This is a genomic window from Herminiimonas aquatilis (assembly GCF_042665175.1).
Taxonomy (GTDB): domain Bacteria; phylum Pseudomonadota; class Gammaproteobacteria; order Burkholderiales; family Burkholderiaceae_D; genus Oxalicibacterium; species Oxalicibacterium aquatilis.
The window spans coordinates 184,574-201,684 of sequence record NZ_JBHTCC010000002.1 but is presented as its reverse complement, the minus strand read 5'-3'; the positions used below and the strand labels follow the sequence as shown (position 1 = coordinate 201,684).

The following is a 17,111-nucleotide window of genomic DNA, read 5'->3' as shown; positions in this document are numbered from 1 at the left end:
TCTGGGATAAAATGGCTACCCTTCAATTCCGGAGTCACCATGCGTGCACATTTAGTCGTCGGCATGTTTGCCTTGGCACCAGCGTTATGCGGTGCTGCAGAGTTGAGCGGTAGCGGATTATCGATGTTGTGGGGCGTACCGTTTGCCGGTTTGTTGTTGTCGATTGCGTTGTGCCCATTGCTGACGCCTGGCTTCTGGCATCATCATTTTGGTAAGTTGACAGTAGCCTGGTCATTCGCTTTTTTGTTGCCATGCGCGTTTTTTTTCGGACCCGCGACGGCATTCTATGGCGCAGTGCATGCGTTCGTTGCCGAATTTTCCCCTTTCATTATTCTGATTACTTCGCTGTTCGTAGTCGCGGGCGGTATTTGTGTGCGCGGTAACTTGCATGGCACGCCCGCACTCAATACCGGCTTGCTTGCGATTGGCACGATACTGGCCAGTTTTATGGGGACCACAGGCGCCGCCATGCTGTTGATACGGCCTTTGATAAGGGCAAACGACAACCGCAAGCATGCTGCGCATATTGTCGTGTTCTTTATTTTTCTGGTTGCGAATGCCGGCGGTGCTCTGACGCCGCTGGGTGATCCACCGCTTTTTCTCGGATTTCTGAAAGGCGTGGATTTCTTTTGGACTGCGCGCCATCTCTTTGCGCCGACCATCTTCCTTTGTGTGACGCTGCTGATCATTTTTTATGTACTCGATTGCCACTATTATCATAAACGCGAAGAAGTAAGCCCTCCAGAAAAAGATCCGACGCCAGATTCTGCCATCCGTTTCGATGGCAAGATCAATTTCGCCTTGCTGGGAGTCGTCATCGTGCTGGTATTAATGAGCGGTTTCTGGAAGCCCGGCATTGCATTCACCTTCTTCGGCAATACGGTGGAGTTGCAACATCTGCTGCGTGATGTCTTGCTGCTTGCCGTGATTGGACTTTCTTTATGGCTGACGCCGCAAAGTGCGCGTAGCGGTAATGAATTTTCATGGGGGCCGATCCAGGAAGTCGGCAAATTGTTTGCCGGAATTTTCATCACGATCATTCCTGTCATTGCGATGCTGCGCGCGGGTGAATCCGGTGCTTTTTCAGCCGTGGTGCGTGCCGTAACGGATGGCAATGGGCAGCCGCTTAACCACATGTATTTCTGGGCTACCGGCTTGCTGTCGTCTTTCCTTGATAATGCGCCTACTTATCTGGTGTTCTTTAATACGGCCGGCGGGGATCCGGAAAAATTAATGACGACCATGGCGCACACGCTTGCCGCTATTTCATGTGGTGCGGTCTTCATGGGGGCGAACAGTTATATAGGTAACGCACCTAACATGATGGTCAAGGCAATTGCAGAAGATCGCGGCATCAAAATGCCATCGTTCTTTGCATACATGGGATGGTCGTGTTTGATTCTTGTACCATTGTTCATTCTGATGACCTTCATTTTTTTCACCTGAGGAGCTGCAAATGAGAGCGAAGATACTGGTTGCGCGCGCGACTTTTCCCGATGTGATCGAGCGCTTGCAGCAGCAGTTCGATGTTGAATCGAATCAGGAAGACAAGATTTTTTCCGCCGCCGAGTTGCATGAAAAAATGCAGGGGAAAGATGCGGTAGTGATTACGAGCAGTGAGAAATTGTCGGCTGAAGTGATCGCTGCCAATTCCCATCTAAAAGCCATTTGTAATGTCGCTGTCGGCTATAACAATATCGATGTTGCCGCTGCGTCGAGCGCCGGCATCATGGTGACCAATACCCCGGATGTCTTGAATGAGACCACTGCCGATTACGCGTGGACGTTGTTGATGGCGAATGCACGTCGTGTGTCTGAATCAGAACATTTTTTACGCGCAGGAGAATGGAAAAACTGGCGCTTCGATCAATTCCTCGGCGCCGATGTGCATGGCGCCACCCTGGGCATACTTGGCATGGGACGCATCGGCCAGGCGATTGCACGCCGCTCGATGGGATTCGACATGCAGGTGATTTATCACAACCGCAGCCGCCTCACACCCGAGCAGGAAGCACATGCAAACCATGCGCGTTATGTCAGCAAGGAAGAACTGTTGCGTAGCGCCGATCACTTGATTTTAGTGCTGCCTTATTCGGCACAAACGCACCACATCATTGGTGCTGCCGAACTGGCCTTGATGAAGCCGACTGCGACGCTGGTCAACATCGCGCGCGGCGGCATCGTTGATGATGCCGCCCTGATTGCCGCATTGCGCGAAAAACGCATCGCGTCGGCGGGGCTGGATGTATATGAAAATGAACCAGCCTTGAATCCAGGTTTCCTGACTTTATCCAATGTCGTATTGACGCCGCATATCGGTAGCGGCTCAGAGAAAACACGCCGGGCAATGGCCGATTGCGCTTCTGCCAATCTGGTTGCCGCATTAAGCGGTGTGCAACCGCCGAATTTGATAAATCCTGAAGTAATAGATGCGAATTAATGCATCCGGATTAAAAGTAGTTGAAATGAAAGCGAGAAAGTAAAGATGGCCGATATCAGTATCAAGCAGGAGCATCAACTCCCCTTGCAGCAGGCGAAGGATGCGGCACAAAAAGTGGCAGACAAGATGGCAAGCGAATTCGACATGACGACGCAGTGGGACGGCGATGTGCTGTCCTTCAAGCGTAGCGGTGTGGCCGGTACGCTTGCCCTGCGCGAGAAGGAAGCACAGATCGACATCACGCTGGATTTCCTCTTCAAGGCCTTTGCTTCGACACTGGAAGAAAAAGTCGCAAGAAATATGCGCAAGTTTTTTGCCGAGGCAGTATAAAGCGATTCACTCAATCATCGTTTCATGCGTAGACGCTAGATGATTGCCTCGTTTTTGGATGGATCAATCAGGTGAATTCCAGTGCTCATGTGAGCTAAGCCGCTGAAAGCAAGGTCTACAGCCAGGATAAGAACATGTTTCGTCTACCGACTCTGAAGTTCTTTGTTGCGTTCATCTTGGCATTTGCCTTGATATTGCTGCCTGCGTGGATTTGGCCCAAGTACCTGGATTCTTTCGCAGGGGTACTGGTCCTTGTACCCTATTTGTCGATTTATTTATTTCATAAAATCGGAATGCCTGGCCTGCTTCAGAATAATGGTGCATGCGGTTGGGGATGGTGCGCACCGACGATGTTTGGCTGGGTGTTTTTGTGCACTTTCTGGTTGTTCGTCTTATGGATGTTGGCATGGGCAGTAGCCGGGCTTACCAATCGCCCAAATGATGCATTGACGGACGGTGCAGTCTGGTGACTGTCTCGGTTACTCTTTCAGTAATAAAAAAGCCCCGTTTGTTCAACGGGGCTTTTTCAATTTCTGCAGACTTGAAAGCTGTTGCTTAGGCTTTCAGATCATTGACCAGATCGATGTACTGTTGCATCGCATCGTCTTTTGAGATCCCTTTCAAATTATTCCAGGCATCCCATTTGGCACGCGCGACGAAGTCCGTCATCGCAGGTTGCTCGCCGCTGATGTCGCCGCTGCCAGCCTGCTTGAATAACGCATACATTTTTAGCAGGGTCAGATTGTCCGGACGTTCAGCCAGGTTCTTGGAATCGGCTTGTGCTTGATCGAATTGCTCTTGCAGGCTCATGGAATCTCCTGAAAAAAGTACTGATTGAAATGGCGATGCCAATTAGGCGCGTTGACTAGAGTTACAGACTGCGACTTCAAACAGAAGTTCGGCTCTCTGCATTTCTGGTTGATCACGCGCCTTGATTTATACGCCCAGCAGTTCTACTTCGAAAATCAGGGTCGCGTTTGGAGGAATTACGCCGCCTGCGCCACGTGCGCCATAGCCCAACGAGGCAGGAATAATCAGGGTACGTGTGCCACCGATTTTCATGCCTTGCACGCCTTCGTCCCATCCCTTGATGACATGACCTGCACCCAGCGGGAACTGGAATGGATCATTGCGGTCCTTGCTGGAGTCGAATTTTGCGCCGGCGGTGCCGTCGTCGTTACGCAGCCAGCCGGTGTAATGCACGGTTACATGGTTGCCTGCGGTCGCTTCTGCGCCGTCGCCGATAACTTTGTCTTCGTATTGCAATCCGGATGCGGTGGAGGTGGTAGCCATGTTGGTTCCTTTGAAAATGAGGTCAGAAAGTGGGCAGATTGTAGCAGGTGATGCGCGATTTTTCCGGCTAGGCGCTTATCCGGGCTGCCGGCAAACGTGGGAGAATCGCTCACGGTAAAATGACCGCACTGCAAGCAGACTTGTATCAGAGGCAAGCCGCTGGTGGTACCCCTGATTTTCTAAGGATATTTTCTCATGCGACCGGTAATGACTGCTTTCGGGCGAGCCGTATGGTCTCAACTGCACTTCAGGATGCTGCTGCTGAGCGTGTTGCCTTTTGTATTGTCGATCGTGGTGTGGGGTTTTGCTTTATGGCTATATCTGCAGCCAATGATTGATGGTTTGCAAGCTTATTTCATCGAGAACGACGGTTTTCGTTTCAGTAATGATGTGTTGATGTGGGTAGGCATGGGCGCGCTAAAGACAGTGGTCGTGCCTTTGATCGCCATGTGGATACTGCTGCCTTTAATGATACTGACGGCGCTGATTTTTGTCGGCGTGATGGCGATGCCTGTCATCGCCAAGCATGTGGGCAGCCGCCAATACAAGGAACTGGAAACGCGCAAGGGCGGCACTTTCCTCGGTAGCCTGTGGACATCAACATCGTCATTTGTGGTCTTCCTGGCGCTCTGGATCATTACCTTGCCGTTGTCTCTGATCCCGCCATTGACCTTTGTGATCCAGCCAGTATTGTGGGGCTGGCTGACTTATCGCGTGATGGCGTATGACGCCCTGGCTGATCACGCAGATGCCGCCGAGCGTAAAATTATTTTGCGCAAGCATCGCTGGCAGTTGCTGTTGATAGGTGCGATGACGGGCGCAATGGGTGCCGCACCGACCTTGCTCTGGTTGGGCGGAGCGTTGTCGGTCATTTTCTTTCCGCTGCTGGCAGCTGGTGCCATCTGGTTATATGTACTGGTCTTTATCTTTAGCGGATTATGGTTCCAGCACTACTGCATGGAAGCATTGAAACGCCATCGTGCGACAGAAGCGGAGGTGCAAGCGCAGGCTGAACATGCCGCGCCCAAGCTGACACAAATGCTTGTGATAGATGCTGTCATCGAAGACAGAAAATAAAACAGTAACTCATTTCAGTGCATTCCTCAGTGCATTCACTTATCTGACGCAAGAAGGAAACCTATGGCATTCGGACTCATTATTATTGGCGATGAAATTTTGTCGGGGAAGCGCGTAGACAAGCATTTTTCAAAAGCTGTTGAGTTGCTGAGCGCACGCGGCCTGTCACTGGAATGGGCGGAGATACTCGGCGATGACAGGGCGCGTATTACTGCTACGTTGCAGCGTACTTTCGCCAGCAATGACATCGTGTTCAGTTGTGGCGGCATAGGCGCGACGCCGGACGACCACACACGGCAATGTGCGGCAGCAGCGCTGGGCGTGCCCATCGTGTTGCATCCGCAAGCCAAACAAAAGATTCAGGAGCGCATGCAGGAAATGGCGCATGAAGCGAATGTGCCTTTCGATTTTGAAAAACCGGAAAATCTGCATCGCCTGAAGATGGGAGAATTCCCGCAAGGGGCAGATATCATTCCCAACCCATACAATAAAATTCCCGGCTTTGCGATTCAGCACGGACAGGGTGGTGCGCATTATTTCATGCCGGGTTTTCCGGTGATGGCGTGGCCGATGATGGAATCGATACTGGACACGCATTATGCGCACCTCTTTCACCAGCAAGCATGGTTTGAAAAATCGGTACTAGTGTTCCAGTCGATGGAATCAGCGTTGACGCCTTTGATGGAGGCAATAGAGACTCAATTTCCGCAGGTCAAAGTGTTCAGTCTGCCTAGCGTAGGCGATGCACAGACACGCCGGCATATCGAACTGGGCGTGAAAGGTGAACCCCAGCAAGCCGCTGCTGCCTTCGACAAACTGATCAGTGAATTGCATTTGCTGGATGTAGAGCTTCAGCCGATCTGATACGCGGAGGGCAGAGCCTTAGCTCATTTTCGGGAAGGTCACGACGTGATCGGCCTCAAGCCGTATGCCTATGCGCTCACCCAGCGCATGATCATGATGCGATGGCACCAGCGCAAGCACTTGCTGACCGCTCGCTAACTTCAATGTATATAAAAATTCTGCGCCGCGGAATGCCTTGCGTACGACTTCTGCCTGCAACGGGCTGGTGTCATCATGCACCACATCATCGGCACGCAGCAGAACATCAACCTGTCCTTGTTCGTTGGGATTGCATGTTTCCATGCCATGACAAAGCGGTAGCGCGCCCAGTTCGATATTCACAGTCTGCTGTGCGGTATCAATCATGCCGGTTGCGAATACACCGAGTCCGATAAAGTCGGCAACAAAACGTGTGGCAGGGCGATGATAGAGGTTGTAGGCATTGTCCCATTGCACGATAGCGCCGTTTTGCATCACGCCTATCTGATCCGCGATCGCAAACGCTTCATGCTGGTCATGCGTGACCAGGACTGCGGTGGTGCCGATTTCTTTCAGGATGTCGCGTACTTCGGTCGCGAGTCGTTCTCGCAGATCGACGTCCAGATTGGAAAATGGTTCATCCAGAAGTAATAAATCGGGTTGCGGTGCCAGTGCGCGTGCGAGCGCCACGCGTTGCTGCTGACCGCCGGACAATTCATGCGGGAATTTCTTTTCTTGCGTGGCCAGGCCGACCAGATTCAACAGCTTGGCAACCCGCGATTGGCGCTCCTGTGAAGACAGATTACGCAAGCCGAATGCCAGATTATCCGCAACTGACAAATGCGGGAACAAGGCGTAGTCCTGAAACACGACACCGACATGACGTGTTTCCGGCGCTGCCGTGTGTTGCGCGCTGCTTAATTGCTTGCCGCCCAGGGTGATGCTGCCATCGATCAGTGGTTCAAAACCGGCAATCGCGCGCAAGACCGTGGTTTTACCGCAACCGGACTGGCCCAGCAGGCAGCCGATTTGCCCTCGTTGCAGCGTGAACGACAGGTCATGCACGATCTCATGCATGGCACTCCCAAGCTGGTAGCCGACACGAATAGTGTCAACGGCTAGGTGTGCCGGCAAATCTGAAATAACTGACATGGCGGGTGGGTCCGGAAATAGTGCATGGATGAATTGAGGGATTGATTATAATTCTCATCCAACTTATTGAGAACAAACCGAGAAAGAATCGAGAACAAACGCATGCTTCTTTTCATGTCCGCTTTTACTTTTATATTGTCGACTTTGCGGCTGCGCTGTGCTTGACGCGCGCCATCAATATGGCGCAACGCATCCGTTGCTGCTCGTCTCACTGTTAATTGCCTTGCTGGTAGGTGTGCCTATAGTCGGCGTGCTATCGAATTTGTTTTCGCCACACGAATTGACCAATAGCGTCAGCACGTTTTCCCATTTATGGGGAACGGTACTGCCCGAGTACGTTGTCAACAGTCTGATCATTGCGCTCATTGTCGCTGTGTTGACCGCTGTGATCGGCCTTGGTTGTGCATGGCTGGTTGCCGTATTCAATTTCCCGGGGCGCAGGTTTTTTGAGTGGGCATTGATCCTGCCATTGGCGATGCCAGCCTATGTGGTCGCTTATGCTTATACGGATTTTTTGCAATTTACAGGTCCGATCCAGAGCGCTTTGCGTGCGATGTTTGGTTGGCAAGGACAGAGTTACTGGTTTCCGCAGATACGTTCTGTCGGCGGGGCCGGCTTGCTCTTTTCTTTTGTGCTGTATCCCTACGTTTATCTCCTGGCACGCAATGCATTCATAGAACGCAGCCCACGCATGCTGGATGCGGCGCGCACGCTCGGCGCCGGTCCGTGGCAGGCATTTTTCCAAGTCAGCTTGCCACTGGCGCGTCCGGCAGCGGCGGCCGGTATTGCGCTGGCTTTGATGGAGACGCTGGCCGATTACGGCGCGGTTGCCTATTTCGGAGTGCCGACGCTAACCACGGGTATCTATAAGTCCTGGTACATTTTTTCCGATCGAACCGCAGCTGCGCAAATCGCCGCTGTGCTGCTCATTGCGGTCATGGGCCTGATGCTGCTGGAACAAAAAAATCGGGGCAGGGCGCGCTATTACGCTGTCGGTGGACGCAGCGCGGCGCAATTGGCGACGCAACTTAATGGTCGGCGTGCTTGGGGTGCTGCATTGTTTTGCGCTTTGCCGATACTGTGTGGATTCTTCGCACCTTTGCTCATATTGTTGCGCTTGCTTTGGAATGCCGATGCGATTTCATTCGGTGTACGTTATTTTGACTGGCTGCAAAACACGATAGTTCTGGGTGGCGTGACAGCGTGCATCGCTGTCACGATATGCGTATTGATGGCGTATGCGGCGCGCGTTTCAAACAGCAAGATGCAGGCATGGTGCAACCGTATCGTCAGCATGGGTTATGCGATCCCGGGCGCGGTGATTGCTGTGGGTATTTTGATTCCGCTGGCGTATATCGATGCGTGGAATAGCGATCACGGAATCGCATTGATACTAAGCGGCAGTGTGATCGCCCTCGTTTATGCTTATCTCGTGCGCTTTCTTGCCGTGTCCTTCCAGAGTGTGCAGACCGGACTGCTTAAAATTACGCCGGCAATGGATGCCAGCGCACGCAGCCTGGGGCATGGAATAGGCTCTATGCTGATGCGTATCCACATGCCTTTGCTGTGGCGCAGCGTGCTGACGGCTGGTTTGCTCGTGTTTGTCGATGTGGTGAAGGAGTTGCCTGCGACCTTGACGATACGCCCATTTAATTTCGATACGCTGGCGGTGATTACCCATCAGCTGGCATCCGACGAACGGTTGGGTGATGCCGCGTTGCCAGCCTTGACGATCGTTCTGGTGGCGATCGTGCCGGTCGTGATGTTGGCGCGCGCCATAGCAAAAACCAAAGATTGAATCGCAAAGATTCCGCTGCACACGACAAGTGCCTAAATGGAGTCGATAGTAAAAATGCCCCGTTTTATCGGGGCATTTCGTTTTTCTTCAAGCGATTTTGCGCGCATGCTTTACATGAAGACGTGCATCTTGGCTTAGGCAGGTTTGCGGCTACGGCTGGTAGTTTTTTCTGCTGCGTTGACAAACTGGCTCGCGGCGGCAGTCAAATTGCCTTCCAGTGTTTCAACTGCCTGCTTGGCAGTTTTGGAAAGCTGGTCGTAGCTTGCGTTGGCATTTCCGATTGCTGATTTGAGAATCGCAACGGCATTTTCCGAACCTGCCGGTGCATTCTTGCTGAGCTCTTCAATCAGCGACATTACCTTGCGATTGGTTTCTGCGATTTGCGTTTCAGCTGTCTTGGCAAATTCAGCCTGTGTGCTGGTCGCTATGCTGGCCAGATGGCGGCTGTAAGCAATGGCTTTTTCAGCAGTCGGTTGCGCTTGTGCGCTGCTCAGGGAAAAGAATTCCTGAGGATCTTTCGCTGTAAACAACTGGTGCGCGGCAGCGCTGGATTCCTGCAACGAGGACTTGACGACATTCAGATTCAAGTCGACAACCTTCTGCATGCTCTCGAATGCCGTGCCGGCAAAAGAATTCATGATGGCGAGTTGCGCTTCAAGTTGACTCTTGGTGGCAGCGGAAAATTGTTCTGGAATTGCAAACATGTGCTTCTCCTTAATTGACGATAGATGGTGAGGAAGGCAAGGCAGTAAATGATGCGATGCAGCATGAACCATTTTATGCTTATCTACGTCCGTGTCAAGAAAAATATGTTGCAATGCACCAAAGCAATTTTTCTTTTGATTTCATATAGTTACAAATAAAAATTGTTTAGAAATAGCCTCATTGCTATCAAATAATCCGTTGCGTACTTGGGCGATATTCAGGCCCCGGCAGCGAAATCCTGCCCGGCATAAAATGGCGCTTACTCGCATGCAAATAATTCAACGCACAATCCTGATTTGACATTCACACTGCGTGTCTGCGCTCAAATATCAATGCCCGGGTCCGTCAGCCAACAAGAAATGTCCATTCAATGATCCCTTCAAAAAACATCGCCACGAGTCCCTGGTTGGCGCTCATGCCATTTGTCTTCGTGCTGATCTGGAGTACTGGCTTCATCGTTGCGAAATTCGGCTTGCCGTATGCGCCGCCATTAACCTTTTTACTTTTGCGGTTTCTCGGCGTGTTGTTATTTTTATTCCCAATCGTATTGCTAATGCGCGCGCCGTGGCCGGTTGGCACTATCCGACATATCGCTGTGGCAGGGGTTCTTGTGCAAGCTGGTTATTTGGCCGGTGTGTGGTGTGCCATTAAGCTGGGCATGCCGGCTGGGTTGTCGGCCTTGATCGTTGGCATGCAACCGGTACTGACCGCATTTGCGGCTCCCTTGATCGGCGAGCAAGTGCGCGGTCGACAATGGATAGGATTGATCTTCGGCATATGCGGCGTTGCGCTGGTAGTGGCGAACAAAATCACCTTGATCGGTTTGACTTGGCAGAGCATTGCCTTGTGCGTGATGGCTTTGCTGTCCATTACGATAGGGACGATGTATCAAAAACGTTTTTGTTCGCATTTCGATTTGCGGACCGGAACGATTATCCAGTTTGCTGCATCGAGCGTGGTCGTGCTGCCGCTGGCAATTTGGCTGGAGGATTTTTCACCGGCCTTGCAGACTGTAAATTGGACGCCGAATTTTGTCGGTGCTTTGCTGTGGGCAATTATTGCCTTGTCCATAGGTTCGATCTTCTTACTGTTCACGCTGATACGCAAAAGCGCAGCGACGCAAGTCACTAGCCTGCTGTATTTGACGCCACCGACCACCGCCATCATGGCGTGGCTCGTTTTCGGTGAAGTCTTTAGTTTGATAGGAATTGCTGGCATGTTGCTTGCTGTGATTGGAGTCGTTTTTGTCGTCAAAAAGTAGCGAGAAAAGTTTCCTAAAAACATTATATTATTCAATAATATTGTTATTTTATTATTTCGTGCAGTAAGAAAATTGCACCAATTTTGTGAGTAAAAAATCATTATTAGTTAGAAAATAGATTAATGAATGTCGCTAACTATCTAATTCCCTTGCACATTTCGAGAGATTTGCTAAACTGCAAGTTATCTTTTTCTGTGCTAATTGGGAGGTCGCAGATGCTTAAGTCCGCGCTAGGGGTATTTTTTTCGCTGCTTGTTATTGTTCACGCCCCCATTGCGCAAGCGAAAGAGCCGAACACGAGCGGAGCCAAGAAAACAGTCGTAAAGAAAACTGCGGTCAAGAAGACGGCGGCGAACAAGACGACTAAAACAGCATCGAAAAAGACCGTCACTGCGCGCAAGTCATCTGCGCAAGCAAGCAAAACCTCTTCCAAATCCGCCAAACGTGGCGCATCCAAACAGCAGCAAAACACTTCGCTCAACTCTGATGAAAAACTGGTAAAGAAAACGGTCGTTGTACGTGGCAAAAAAAAGGTCATTTACCAACGCGTAGCGAAACAAGTTGTCCCTATCGTTCCTCCTGTCATGACCGCTGGCGATATTGCCGGGTTGAGCATGACGCGCGACTCATTGGCACTGGCATCGAATGTGGCGCTGGTCATGGACCAATCCAGCTCCGAAGTATTGTTTGAAAAAAATGCGAATGTAACGTTGCCGATTGCATCAATTACCAAGCTGATGACAGGCTTGGTCGTGGTTGAAGCGCAGCAAGACATGAATGAAATCCTGGAAGTGACCGACGAGGATATCGATCGCGAAAAGAATAGTTCTTCACGGTTACGCGTGGGTTCGCAATTGTCGCGTGCCAACATGCTGCACATAGCATTAATGAGTTCCGAAAATCGTGCCGCTTCCGCACTCGGTCGTCATTATCCGGGCGGCATCCGTGCCTTCGTTGCGGCCATGAATGCCAAGGCAAAATCGCTGGGCATGACGGGCACGCATTATGTTGATTCGACCGGTTTGTCGAGCAATAACGTGGCGAGTGCGCGCGATCTCGCGAAGCTGGTCATGGCGGCTTATCACCATCCAATTCTTTGCCAGTATTCGACCGATACCAAATATGTGGTCGAGCCCGGTGGTCGTGCGTTGCAATACGCTAATTCGAATCGACTGGTAGCCAATCCTGATTGGGAAATCGGTATTCAAAAAACCGGCTACATCTCGGAGGCAGGTCGCTGCCTAGTGATGCAAACAAATATCAATGGCCGTCCTATCGTGATGATCTTCCTTGATTCCAAAGGCAAATTTTCGCGTCTGGCAGATGCAACCCGCATACGTAAATGGCTGGAAACAATGGAGCCTCAAAACGTCGCGCGCAAGCAGCGCAGAGTTGAGAGTTAAGCGATACCGAATATAAAAAAGGCGAACTGCGGTTCGCCTTTTTTACGTCTTGCTGCAAGCGATTGAATTTATGCGCTAGCGCGTAGTTGATTGCAGATAGCGCGCACCATTATTTGGTATTCACTCCGGCGGCAATTTCGCTGTAGCCGAGTGCAGCAGAAATCTGTCTGGCAGTCATCATCAGATCTTCCAGCCATTCTTCCTGTAGCCGGTCGGCTGGTGCCGAGATAGACAAGCCGGCAATCAGCTTGCCTGTGTCGTCATGTATACCAGCGGCCATGCATCGCACGCCCAGTTCCAACTCTTCATTGTCGCGCGCGTAGCCATTGGCGCGCACCAGCTTTAACTCGCCTTCCAGTTTCGCCAGATCGGTAATGGAATTTTTGTTGTGACCTGCCAATCCGGTTCTGACCGCATAAGCATGTACAGTCCGTGCTTCATCGACCGACAGAAACAGCTTGCCGGTTGAGGTCAGATGCAAGGGTGCCCGTCCGCCAACCGCGCGCACCACTTGCATGCCTGAGCGTTCTGAGAAAGCCCTGTCGATGTAAATGATCTCGTCGTTTTGTCGTACCGATAAATTGACGGTTTGATTGGTTTTTCTATGCAGATTGCGCATCAAATCCAATGCAGCTTCTCGCACACTGAGGCGGCTCTTGACGACATTTCCCAACTCCAGCAAGCGCATGCCGAGACGATAAGTGCCTGGTTCCGAGCGGTCAACAAAACGCTTGATGACGAGGTCATTCAGAATGCGGTGAGCTGTCGACGGGTGCAAACTTGTGACGCGGGAGAGTTCTTTCAGGCTGACTGGGTCAGGGTAGGTGGCGAGCGCATCCAGCAACGAAGTCATGCGTTCTATGACTTGTATTGATGTTTTATCCGACTCTGCATGTGGAGTTGTTTTCATGTTTTCCGGTGTCCATCATTGTCCTGACTTTATATCACATTGTGAAAGATGAATAGAAGTTCGATAGTGGAACCCTCCTTCTTTAGTGCTTAGAGAAGACAGCCAGTGTGCCAAGTGGGTGTTTAACGCGATATTCACAGTCGTGATGCCATCATGAAAGCTGAGCGTACAACTTGCACCGCTTACAACTCGGGCTGATAATTCCTGCATCTGGCGCAGCCTCACAATCCGTATCCACCGTAGCAATCAGATTGAAAATGGCATGAACAATCAAGAACAGGCAATCAGTGAATTCAAAAGCAAAAGCGGCTTGAAACGAATTTTTTCGGCCTTCGGTTATTCAATGGCCGGTTTTAAATCGGCTTGGCGCAGCGAGCATGCATTCCGGCAGGAATTATTTGTCGTTGTAATTGCCACCATCGCGGCTTTATTGCTACCGGTACCAGCTTGGCAGAAATTGTTGCTGATCGCTGTTTTTGTGTTGGTGTTGATCGTTGAACTGATCAACTCTGCAATTGAAGCCGTTGTGGATCGCGTATCGCTGGAGCGCAATCCCTTGTCGAAAAATGCCAAGGATTTTGGTAGTGCTGCCGTATTACTGACATTGATGCTGGCTGCAGCCACCTGGCTGGTTATTTTATGGCCCTTGTTTGCGGGGACATAGATGTCGATGCGATGACGGAAGGATTTATCGACGCAGGCATAAGCTAATAACAAATCTTTATACCGGCCGCTACAAGCAGTTTTGCTTGCAGCGGCTTTTTTATTTTTCTGCGCATCGAAGCATTTTTTTTCTACAAGAATGCATTCTGGCGCGCTTCTATGCTCTAGGCATTAGCTTATATTCACGCATACGTTCCACACTTTCCTCATGAAGGATCGCATTCATTAAAGCATGATAAAAAAATCCTTATGCGTAAAACGTATAAGGAACGATGAAACAATTCGTGTCGTTTTTTTTTGCTGCAATTTAATCTTCACTCCTCAGAAACGAAATGCCCAAGGGGAAATGAAATGTTGCTTAAAAAATTGATAGGCACTGCCTTCGCACTTGCATTGATTGCACCCGCTGTTCACGCAGCCGAAGTCACGTTGTTGAATGTCTCTTACGATCCAACCCGTGAACTGTATCAGGATTTCAACAAGGCTTTCGCCAAAGAGTGGAAAGCAAAAACTGGTGACGATGTCAAAGCCAAGACATCGCACGGCGGTTCCGGCAAGCAAGGCCGCGCAGTCATCGATGGGCTGGAAGCAGACGTCGTCACACTGGCACTCGCATACGATATTGACGCGATTGCAGAGCGTGGTTTGCTGAACAAGGATTGGCAAAAGCGTTTGCCGCACAATAGCTCGCCTTACACATCGACCATCGTGTTCCTGGTCCGCAAAGGCAATCCAAAAGGCATCAAGGACTGGAACGATCTGGTTAAACCAGGCGTAGCCGTCATCACACCAAATCCAAAAACATCGGGCGGCGCCCGCTGGAACCATCTGGCAGCATGGTTGTATGCATTAAAACAACCGGGCGGTACCGAAGCAACGGCGACTGATTTCATCTCCAAACTGTACAAAAACGTACCGGTTCTCGATTCTGGCGCACGTGGAGCAACCACTACTTTCGTTGAGCGGGGCATCGGCGACGTCTTACTGGCCTGGGAAAATGAAGCCATTCTGGCGATTAAAGAACTTGGCCCGGACAAGGTTGAAATCGTAGCGCCTTCCTCCAGTATTCTGGCTGAGCCGCCAGTCGCGGTGGTCGATAAAGTCGTTGATCGTCGCGCCACACGTAAAGTAGCGGAAGCCTATCTGCAGTACCTGTATTCGACTGAAGGTCAGGAACTCGCAGCGCAAAACTACTATCGCCCTATCGATGAAAAAGTGGCGAAGAAATATGCAGCACAATTTCCAAAGCTGAAGCTGTACACGATTGCTGATGTTGGTGGCTGGACTGCAGCACAGAAGAAGCATTTCTCTGATGGCGGCGTGTTTGACCAAATCTATCAACCAGGCAAGAAATAATCTGCCGGAAGTAATCTAATTCATCTTTGAAATCGAAATGAATATCCTGTTGCTCGCGGGTAGTCCATCTACACTTTCTCGTTCTACCCGCCTGCTGCATCATGTTGGCGATAGCTTGCATTGTTTGGTCCTTGCTCTACAACCTGGCGAATGTGCGGTCTATCATCGCACTGCCTGCTTGTAGCAGGGCTCAAAGTCTGGAAAAAATTTACTCGATATGGTGTCTGCATATTCGTCGTTCTTACATTGAGCCGTGCTCGACTTCATTCAAACTGGCGCAAGTACGCAATCAAGTCTGCAAGCTGCTTTTCATTGCTGATGCCATAAAAACGCATTTTATTGTCCGGTACGACATCGTCCGGTGATTTGATAAAAGCACGCAAGCTCGCTTCCGACCATACGATGCGCGAGTTGATCATTGCCGGCGAATACTTGAAATCCTTGCTGGTCCCCGCTTGCCTGCCGACAATTGCATTGAGTTGCGGACCGAATGCGCCGCGTGCCGATGGGCCGACCTGATGGCAATTCGCACATTTTGCAAAGGCCAGCTTGCCCGCGACGACATCGCCTGCTGCATGGGCGATGGATATGCCACTACTCAGTGCTAACGCTACTAATATCTGTTTTTTCATTGTGTATATGCCATCCGTATTGCACGCTGCAAGCGTCCATCATAGTTCAATAGCCCGCATACATATGTGATTCTTGACGATGTGACCAGGCTGTTCGAATCAATTTTTCGCTTTGATCAGTGCATCGCGATTCAATTTTTTAATCCTCGTGCCGCTAAACATACGGTCGCAGTTTTTGATACGGCGTAATCACTACATGTTACTGAATCATCTAGTTTGTAACAGTCCATGGTGAAAGCTGACACCCGATGTCACCGGTACAGAATGGAAGTCTGTTCCAGATCGGGAGATCGCCATGTCATACCAATGTCAAAATGCGCAATGTATGCGCGTCACTCCAAAAGCCATGGCGACATGTTTAAGTGATCTTATGGGAGCCTACTTTGTATGTAGTAGCTGTGAACAGAAGACCTATCTTGCCCAACTTGCTCGGTACGACGCATATGCGCATTCGACATTCGATAGAAGAACAGGATCATGATCATTTACAGTCAGAATAGTCGCAACGCATAAGCCTTCAAGGCTGCGCAAGAATCCCCCTAGTTTCTCGTTTCATGGATGTGACACGAATTCTGTTTCGATATAACGTCTAGGTCTCATCCAAAAAAAGACGCGGGCAATTTGCCCGCGTCCAATGAGTAGCCATCTTCAAGCTACTAATTTCTGCACACTCTCTTTGCTATCATCAATCAATATCCTGCGAGGTTTCAGTGCCTCAGGAATTTCGCGCGCCAGTTCTATATTCAATAGTCCGTTATCCAGCTTTGCGCCGACGATGTGTACATGTTCGGCCAACTGGAAGCTGTGCTCGAAATCGCGTGAAGCGATGCCGTGATGCAAGAAGTTGCGCGGCGCCTCATCACGTTCCTTGCGGCCGGAAATTTTCAGTGCATCACCTTCGGTGATGACTTCTATTTCCGAACGCTCAAAGCCGGCGACGGCCATCGTGATCCGATATTTATCGTCACTCACCAGTTCGATGTTGTAGGGCGGATAGCTAGAGTCAGTGCGTTGCGCATCGTCAAAGAGTTGCGCCAAACGATCGAAGCCGATAGCAGAGCGATAGAGCGGTGAAAAGTCATAGGTACGCATGGCTATATCCTTTCAATACAAGCGATAAAATTGTAACGAACCTCGAGAGAGCGCCCGTTGAACAAAATATAGTTGCGTTGAAATCCATTTCAAGCGGTGGAACTCTTAAAACTTTTTAATGGAAATTCGCCATGCTGATTAATTTTTTTAATTCATCATTACCGTTGCTTCATCGGT

Annotated in this window: 18 protein-coding genes and 1 pseudogene; 12 read left to right on the top strand and 7 right to left on the bottom strand. The window is 50.4% G+C overall.

What is annotated here, in order from left to right:
* The first annotated feature begins 39 nt into the window (after positions 1-39).
* The 4 genes from ACFQO0_RS10455 to ACFQO0_RS10440 all read left to right on the top strand — a co-directional run bounded on the left by ACFQO0_RS10455 (position 40) and on the right by ACFQO0_RS10440 (position 3,240).
* Entirely contained in the window at positions 40-1,446 is a 1,407-nt protein-coding gene (locus ACFQO0_RS10455; RefSeq protein ID WP_382234356.1) for a sodium:proton antiporter, read from the top strand.
* A gap of 10 nt (positions 1,447-1,456) precedes the next feature.
* Entirely contained in the window at positions 1,457-2,440 is a 984-nt protein-coding gene (locus ACFQO0_RS10450) for a 2-hydroxyacid dehydrogenase (RefSeq protein WP_382234354.1), read from the top strand.
* Positions 2,441-2,485: 45 nt separating this feature from the next.
* On the top strand, positions 2,486-2,770 hold the full coding sequence (locus tag ACFQO0_RS10445; protein WP_382234352.1) for a polyhydroxyalkanoic acid system family protein: 285 nt from the start codon (positions 2,486-2,488) through the stop codon (positions 2,768-2,770).
* 293 nt (positions 2,771-3,063) lie between these two features.
* On the top strand, positions 3,064-3,240 hold the full coding sequence (locus ACFQO0_RS10440) for a hypothetical protein (protein ID WP_382234350.1): 177 nt from the start codon (positions 3,064-3,066) through the stop codon (positions 3,238-3,240).
* Positions 3,241-3,325: 85 nt separating this feature from the next.
* On the opposite strand, the gene ACFQO0_RS10435 is transcribed toward ACFQO0_RS10440, so the two are convergent.
* A complete protein-coding gene (locus ACFQO0_RS10435; protein ID WP_382234348.1) occupies positions 3,326-3,580 on the bottom strand; it encodes an acyl-CoA-binding protein in 255 nt (84 codons plus the stop codon).
* Between the two features lie 126 nt (positions 3,581-3,706).
* The gene (locus ACFQO0_RS10430; protein WP_382234346.1) at positions 3,707-4,063 is read right to left on the bottom strand and encodes an FKBP-type peptidyl-prolyl cis-trans isomerase; all 357 of its coding nucleotides are present in this window, start codon (positions 4,061-4,063) and stop codon (positions 3,707-3,709) included.
* A gap of 195 nt (positions 4,064-4,258) precedes the next feature.
* On the opposite strand from ACFQO0_RS10430, the gene ACFQO0_RS10425 reads away from it, so the two are divergent.
* A complete protein-coding gene (locus ACFQO0_RS10425) occupies positions 4,259-5,140 on the top strand; it encodes an EI24 domain-containing protein (RefSeq protein WP_382234344.1) in 882 nt (293 codons plus the stop codon).
* A gap of 63 nt (positions 5,141-5,203) precedes the next feature.
* Positions 5,204-6,004, top strand: coding sequence for a competence/damage-inducible protein A (locus tag ACFQO0_RS10420; RefSeq protein ID WP_382234342.1), 801 nt, complete (start codon positions 5,204-5,206; stop codon positions 6,002-6,004).
* An 18-nt stretch (positions 6,005-6,022) separates the two neighbouring features.
* On the opposite strand, the gene ACFQO0_RS10415 is transcribed toward ACFQO0_RS10420, so the two are convergent.
* Positions 6,023-7,114, bottom strand: a complete 1,092-nt coding sequence (locus tag ACFQO0_RS10415; protein ID WP_382234340.1) for an ABC transporter ATP-binding protein — start codon at positions 7,112-7,114, stop codon at positions 6,023-6,025.
* Between the two features lie 157 nt (positions 7,115-7,271).
* Between ACFQO0_RS10415 and ACFQO0_RS10410 the strand changes: the two genes are divergently transcribed.
* Positions 7,272-8,912: an ABC transporter permease gene (locus ACFQO0_RS10410; RefSeq protein WP_382234338.1), complete on the top strand. Its 1,641-nt coding sequence runs from the start codon at positions 7,272-7,274 to the stop codon at positions 8,910-8,912.
* Positions 8,913-9,046: 134 nt separating this feature from the next.
* On the opposite strand, the gene phaP is transcribed toward ACFQO0_RS10410, so the two are convergent.
* Positions 9,047-9,616, bottom strand: a complete 570-nt coding sequence (phaP, locus tag ACFQO0_RS10405; RefSeq protein ID WP_382234336.1) for a TIGR01841 family phasin — start codon at positions 9,614-9,616, stop codon at positions 9,047-9,049.
* Between the two features lie 371 nt (positions 9,617-9,987).
* Here phaP and ACFQO0_RS10400 point away from each other — a divergent pair, with 371 nt between their 5' ends.
* Positions 9,988-10,878 (top strand): DMT family transporter, encoded by an 891-nt coding sequence (locus tag ACFQO0_RS10400; protein WP_382234334.1) that lies wholly within the window; start codon positions 9,988-9,990, stop codon positions 10,876-10,878.
* Between the two features lie 215 nt (positions 10,879-11,093).
* On the top strand, positions 11,094-12,281 hold the full coding sequence (gene pbpG / locus ACFQO0_RS10395) for a D-alanyl-D-alanine endopeptidase (protein WP_382234332.1): 1,188 nt from the start codon (positions 11,094-11,096) through the stop codon (positions 12,279-12,281).
* A 109-nt stretch (positions 12,282-12,390) separates the two neighbouring features.
* On the opposite strand, the gene ACFQO0_RS10390 is transcribed toward pbpG, so the two are convergent.
* Complete coding sequence (locus ACFQO0_RS10390) at positions 12,391-13,191, bottom strand: IclR family transcriptional regulator (RefSeq protein ID WP_382234330.1); 801 nt, start codon at positions 13,189-13,191, stop codon at positions 12,391-12,393.
* Between the two features lie 262 nt (positions 13,192-13,453).
* Between ACFQO0_RS10390 and ACFQO0_RS10385 the strand changes: the two genes are divergently transcribed.
* The 3 genes and pseudogenes from ACFQO0_RS10385 to ACFQO0_RS10375 all read left to right on the top strand — a co-directional run.
* A complete protein-coding gene (locus ACFQO0_RS10385) occupies positions 13,454-13,855 on the top strand; it encodes a diacylglycerol kinase (protein ID WP_382234328.1) in 402 nt (133 codons plus the stop codon).
* Positions 13,856-14,205: 350 nt separating this feature from the next.
* Positions 14,206-15,210 (top strand): sulfate ABC transporter substrate-binding protein, encoded by a 1,005-nt coding sequence (locus tag ACFQO0_RS10380; RefSeq protein ID WP_382234326.1) that lies wholly within the window; start codon positions 14,206-14,208, stop codon positions 15,208-15,210.
* Positions 15,211-15,247: 37 nt separating this feature from the next.
* A pseudogene (locus ACFQO0_RS10375) lies at positions 15,248-15,328 on the top strand (NADPH-dependent FMN reductase); the annotation flags it as partial.
* A gap of 145 nt (positions 15,329-15,473) precedes the next feature.
* Here ACFQO0_RS10375 and ACFQO0_RS10370 read toward each other — a convergent pair.
* Entirely contained in the window at positions 15,474-15,842 is a 369-nt protein-coding gene (locus ACFQO0_RS10370; RefSeq protein ID WP_382234324.1) for a c-type cytochrome, read from the bottom strand.
* Between the two features lie 648 nt (positions 15,843-16,490).
* Positions 16,491-16,934 carry an Hsp20 family protein gene (locus tag ACFQO0_RS10365; RefSeq protein WP_382234322.1) on the bottom strand — a complete coding sequence of 148 codons (444 nt, stop codon included), beginning with the start codon at positions 16,932-16,934 and terminating at the stop codon, positions 16,491-16,493.
* Between the last annotated feature and the right edge of the window lie 177 nt (positions 16,935-17,111).

Bases quoted from the DNA above. Each gene is read 5' to 3' on its own strand.
- ACFQO0_RS10430 (WP_382234346.1), bottom strand. From the start codon at position 4,063: ATGGCTACCACCTCCACCGCATCCGGATTGCAATACGAAGACAAAGTT.
- ACFQO0_RS10370 (WP_382234324.1), bottom strand. From the start codon at position 15,842: ATGAAAAAACAGATATTAGTAGCGTTAGCACTGAGTAGTGGCATATCC.
- ACFQO0_RS10390 (WP_382234330.1), bottom strand. From the start codon at position 13,191: ATGAAAACAACTCCACATGCAGAGTCGGATAAAACATCAATACAAGTC.
- ACFQO0_RS10400 (WP_382234334.1), top strand. From the start codon at position 9,988: ATGATCCCTTCAAAAAACATCGCCACGAGTCCCTGGTTGGCGCTCATG.
- ACFQO0_RS10455 (WP_382234356.1), top strand. From the start codon at position 40: ATGCGTGCACATTTAGTCGTCGGCATGTTTGCCTTGGCACCAGCGTTA.
- ACFQO0_RS10440 (WP_382234350.1), top strand. From the start codon at position 3,064: ATGCCTGGCCTGCTTCAGAATAATGGTGCATGCGGTTGGGGATGGTGC.
- ACFQO0_RS10425 (WP_382234344.1), top strand. From the start codon at position 4,259: ATGCGACCGGTAATGACTGCTTTCGGGCGAGCCGTATGGTCTCAACTG.
- ACFQO0_RS10415 (WP_382234340.1), bottom strand. From the start codon at position 7,114: ATGTCAGTTATTTCAGATTTGCCGGCACACCTAGCCGTTGACACTATT.
- ACFQO0_RS10450 (WP_382234354.1), top strand. From the start codon at position 1,457: ATGAGAGCGAAGATACTGGTTGCGCGCGCGACTTTTCCCGATGTGATC.
- ACFQO0_RS10445 (WP_382234352.1), top strand. From the start codon at position 2,486: ATGGCCGATATCAGTATCAAGCAGGAGCATCAACTCCCCTTGCAGCAG.
- phaP (WP_382234336.1), bottom strand. From the start codon at position 9,616: ATGTTTGCAATTCCAGAACAATTTTCCGCTGCCACCAAGAGTCAACTT.
- ACFQO0_RS10380 (WP_382234326.1), top strand. From the start codon at position 14,206: ATGTTGCTTAAAAAATTGATAGGCACTGCCTTCGCACTTGCATTGATT.
- ACFQO0_RS10365 (WP_382234322.1), bottom strand. From the start codon at position 16,934: ATGCGTACCTATGACTTTTCACCGCTCTATCGCTCTGCTATCGGCTTC.
- ACFQO0_RS10385 (WP_382234328.1), top strand. From the start codon at position 13,454: ATGAACAATCAAGAACAGGCAATCAGTGAATTCAAAAGCAAAAGCGGC.
- ACFQO0_RS10420 (WP_382234342.1), top strand. From the start codon at position 5,204: ATGGCATTCGGACTCATTATTATTGGCGATGAAATTTTGTCGGGGAAG.
- pbpG (WP_382234332.1), top strand. From the start codon at position 11,094: ATGCTTAAGTCCGCGCTAGGGGTATTTTTTTCGCTGCTTGTTATTGTT.
- ACFQO0_RS10435 (WP_382234348.1), bottom strand. From the start codon at position 3,580: ATGAGCCTGCAAGAGCAATTCGATCAAGCACAAGCCGATTCCAAGAAC.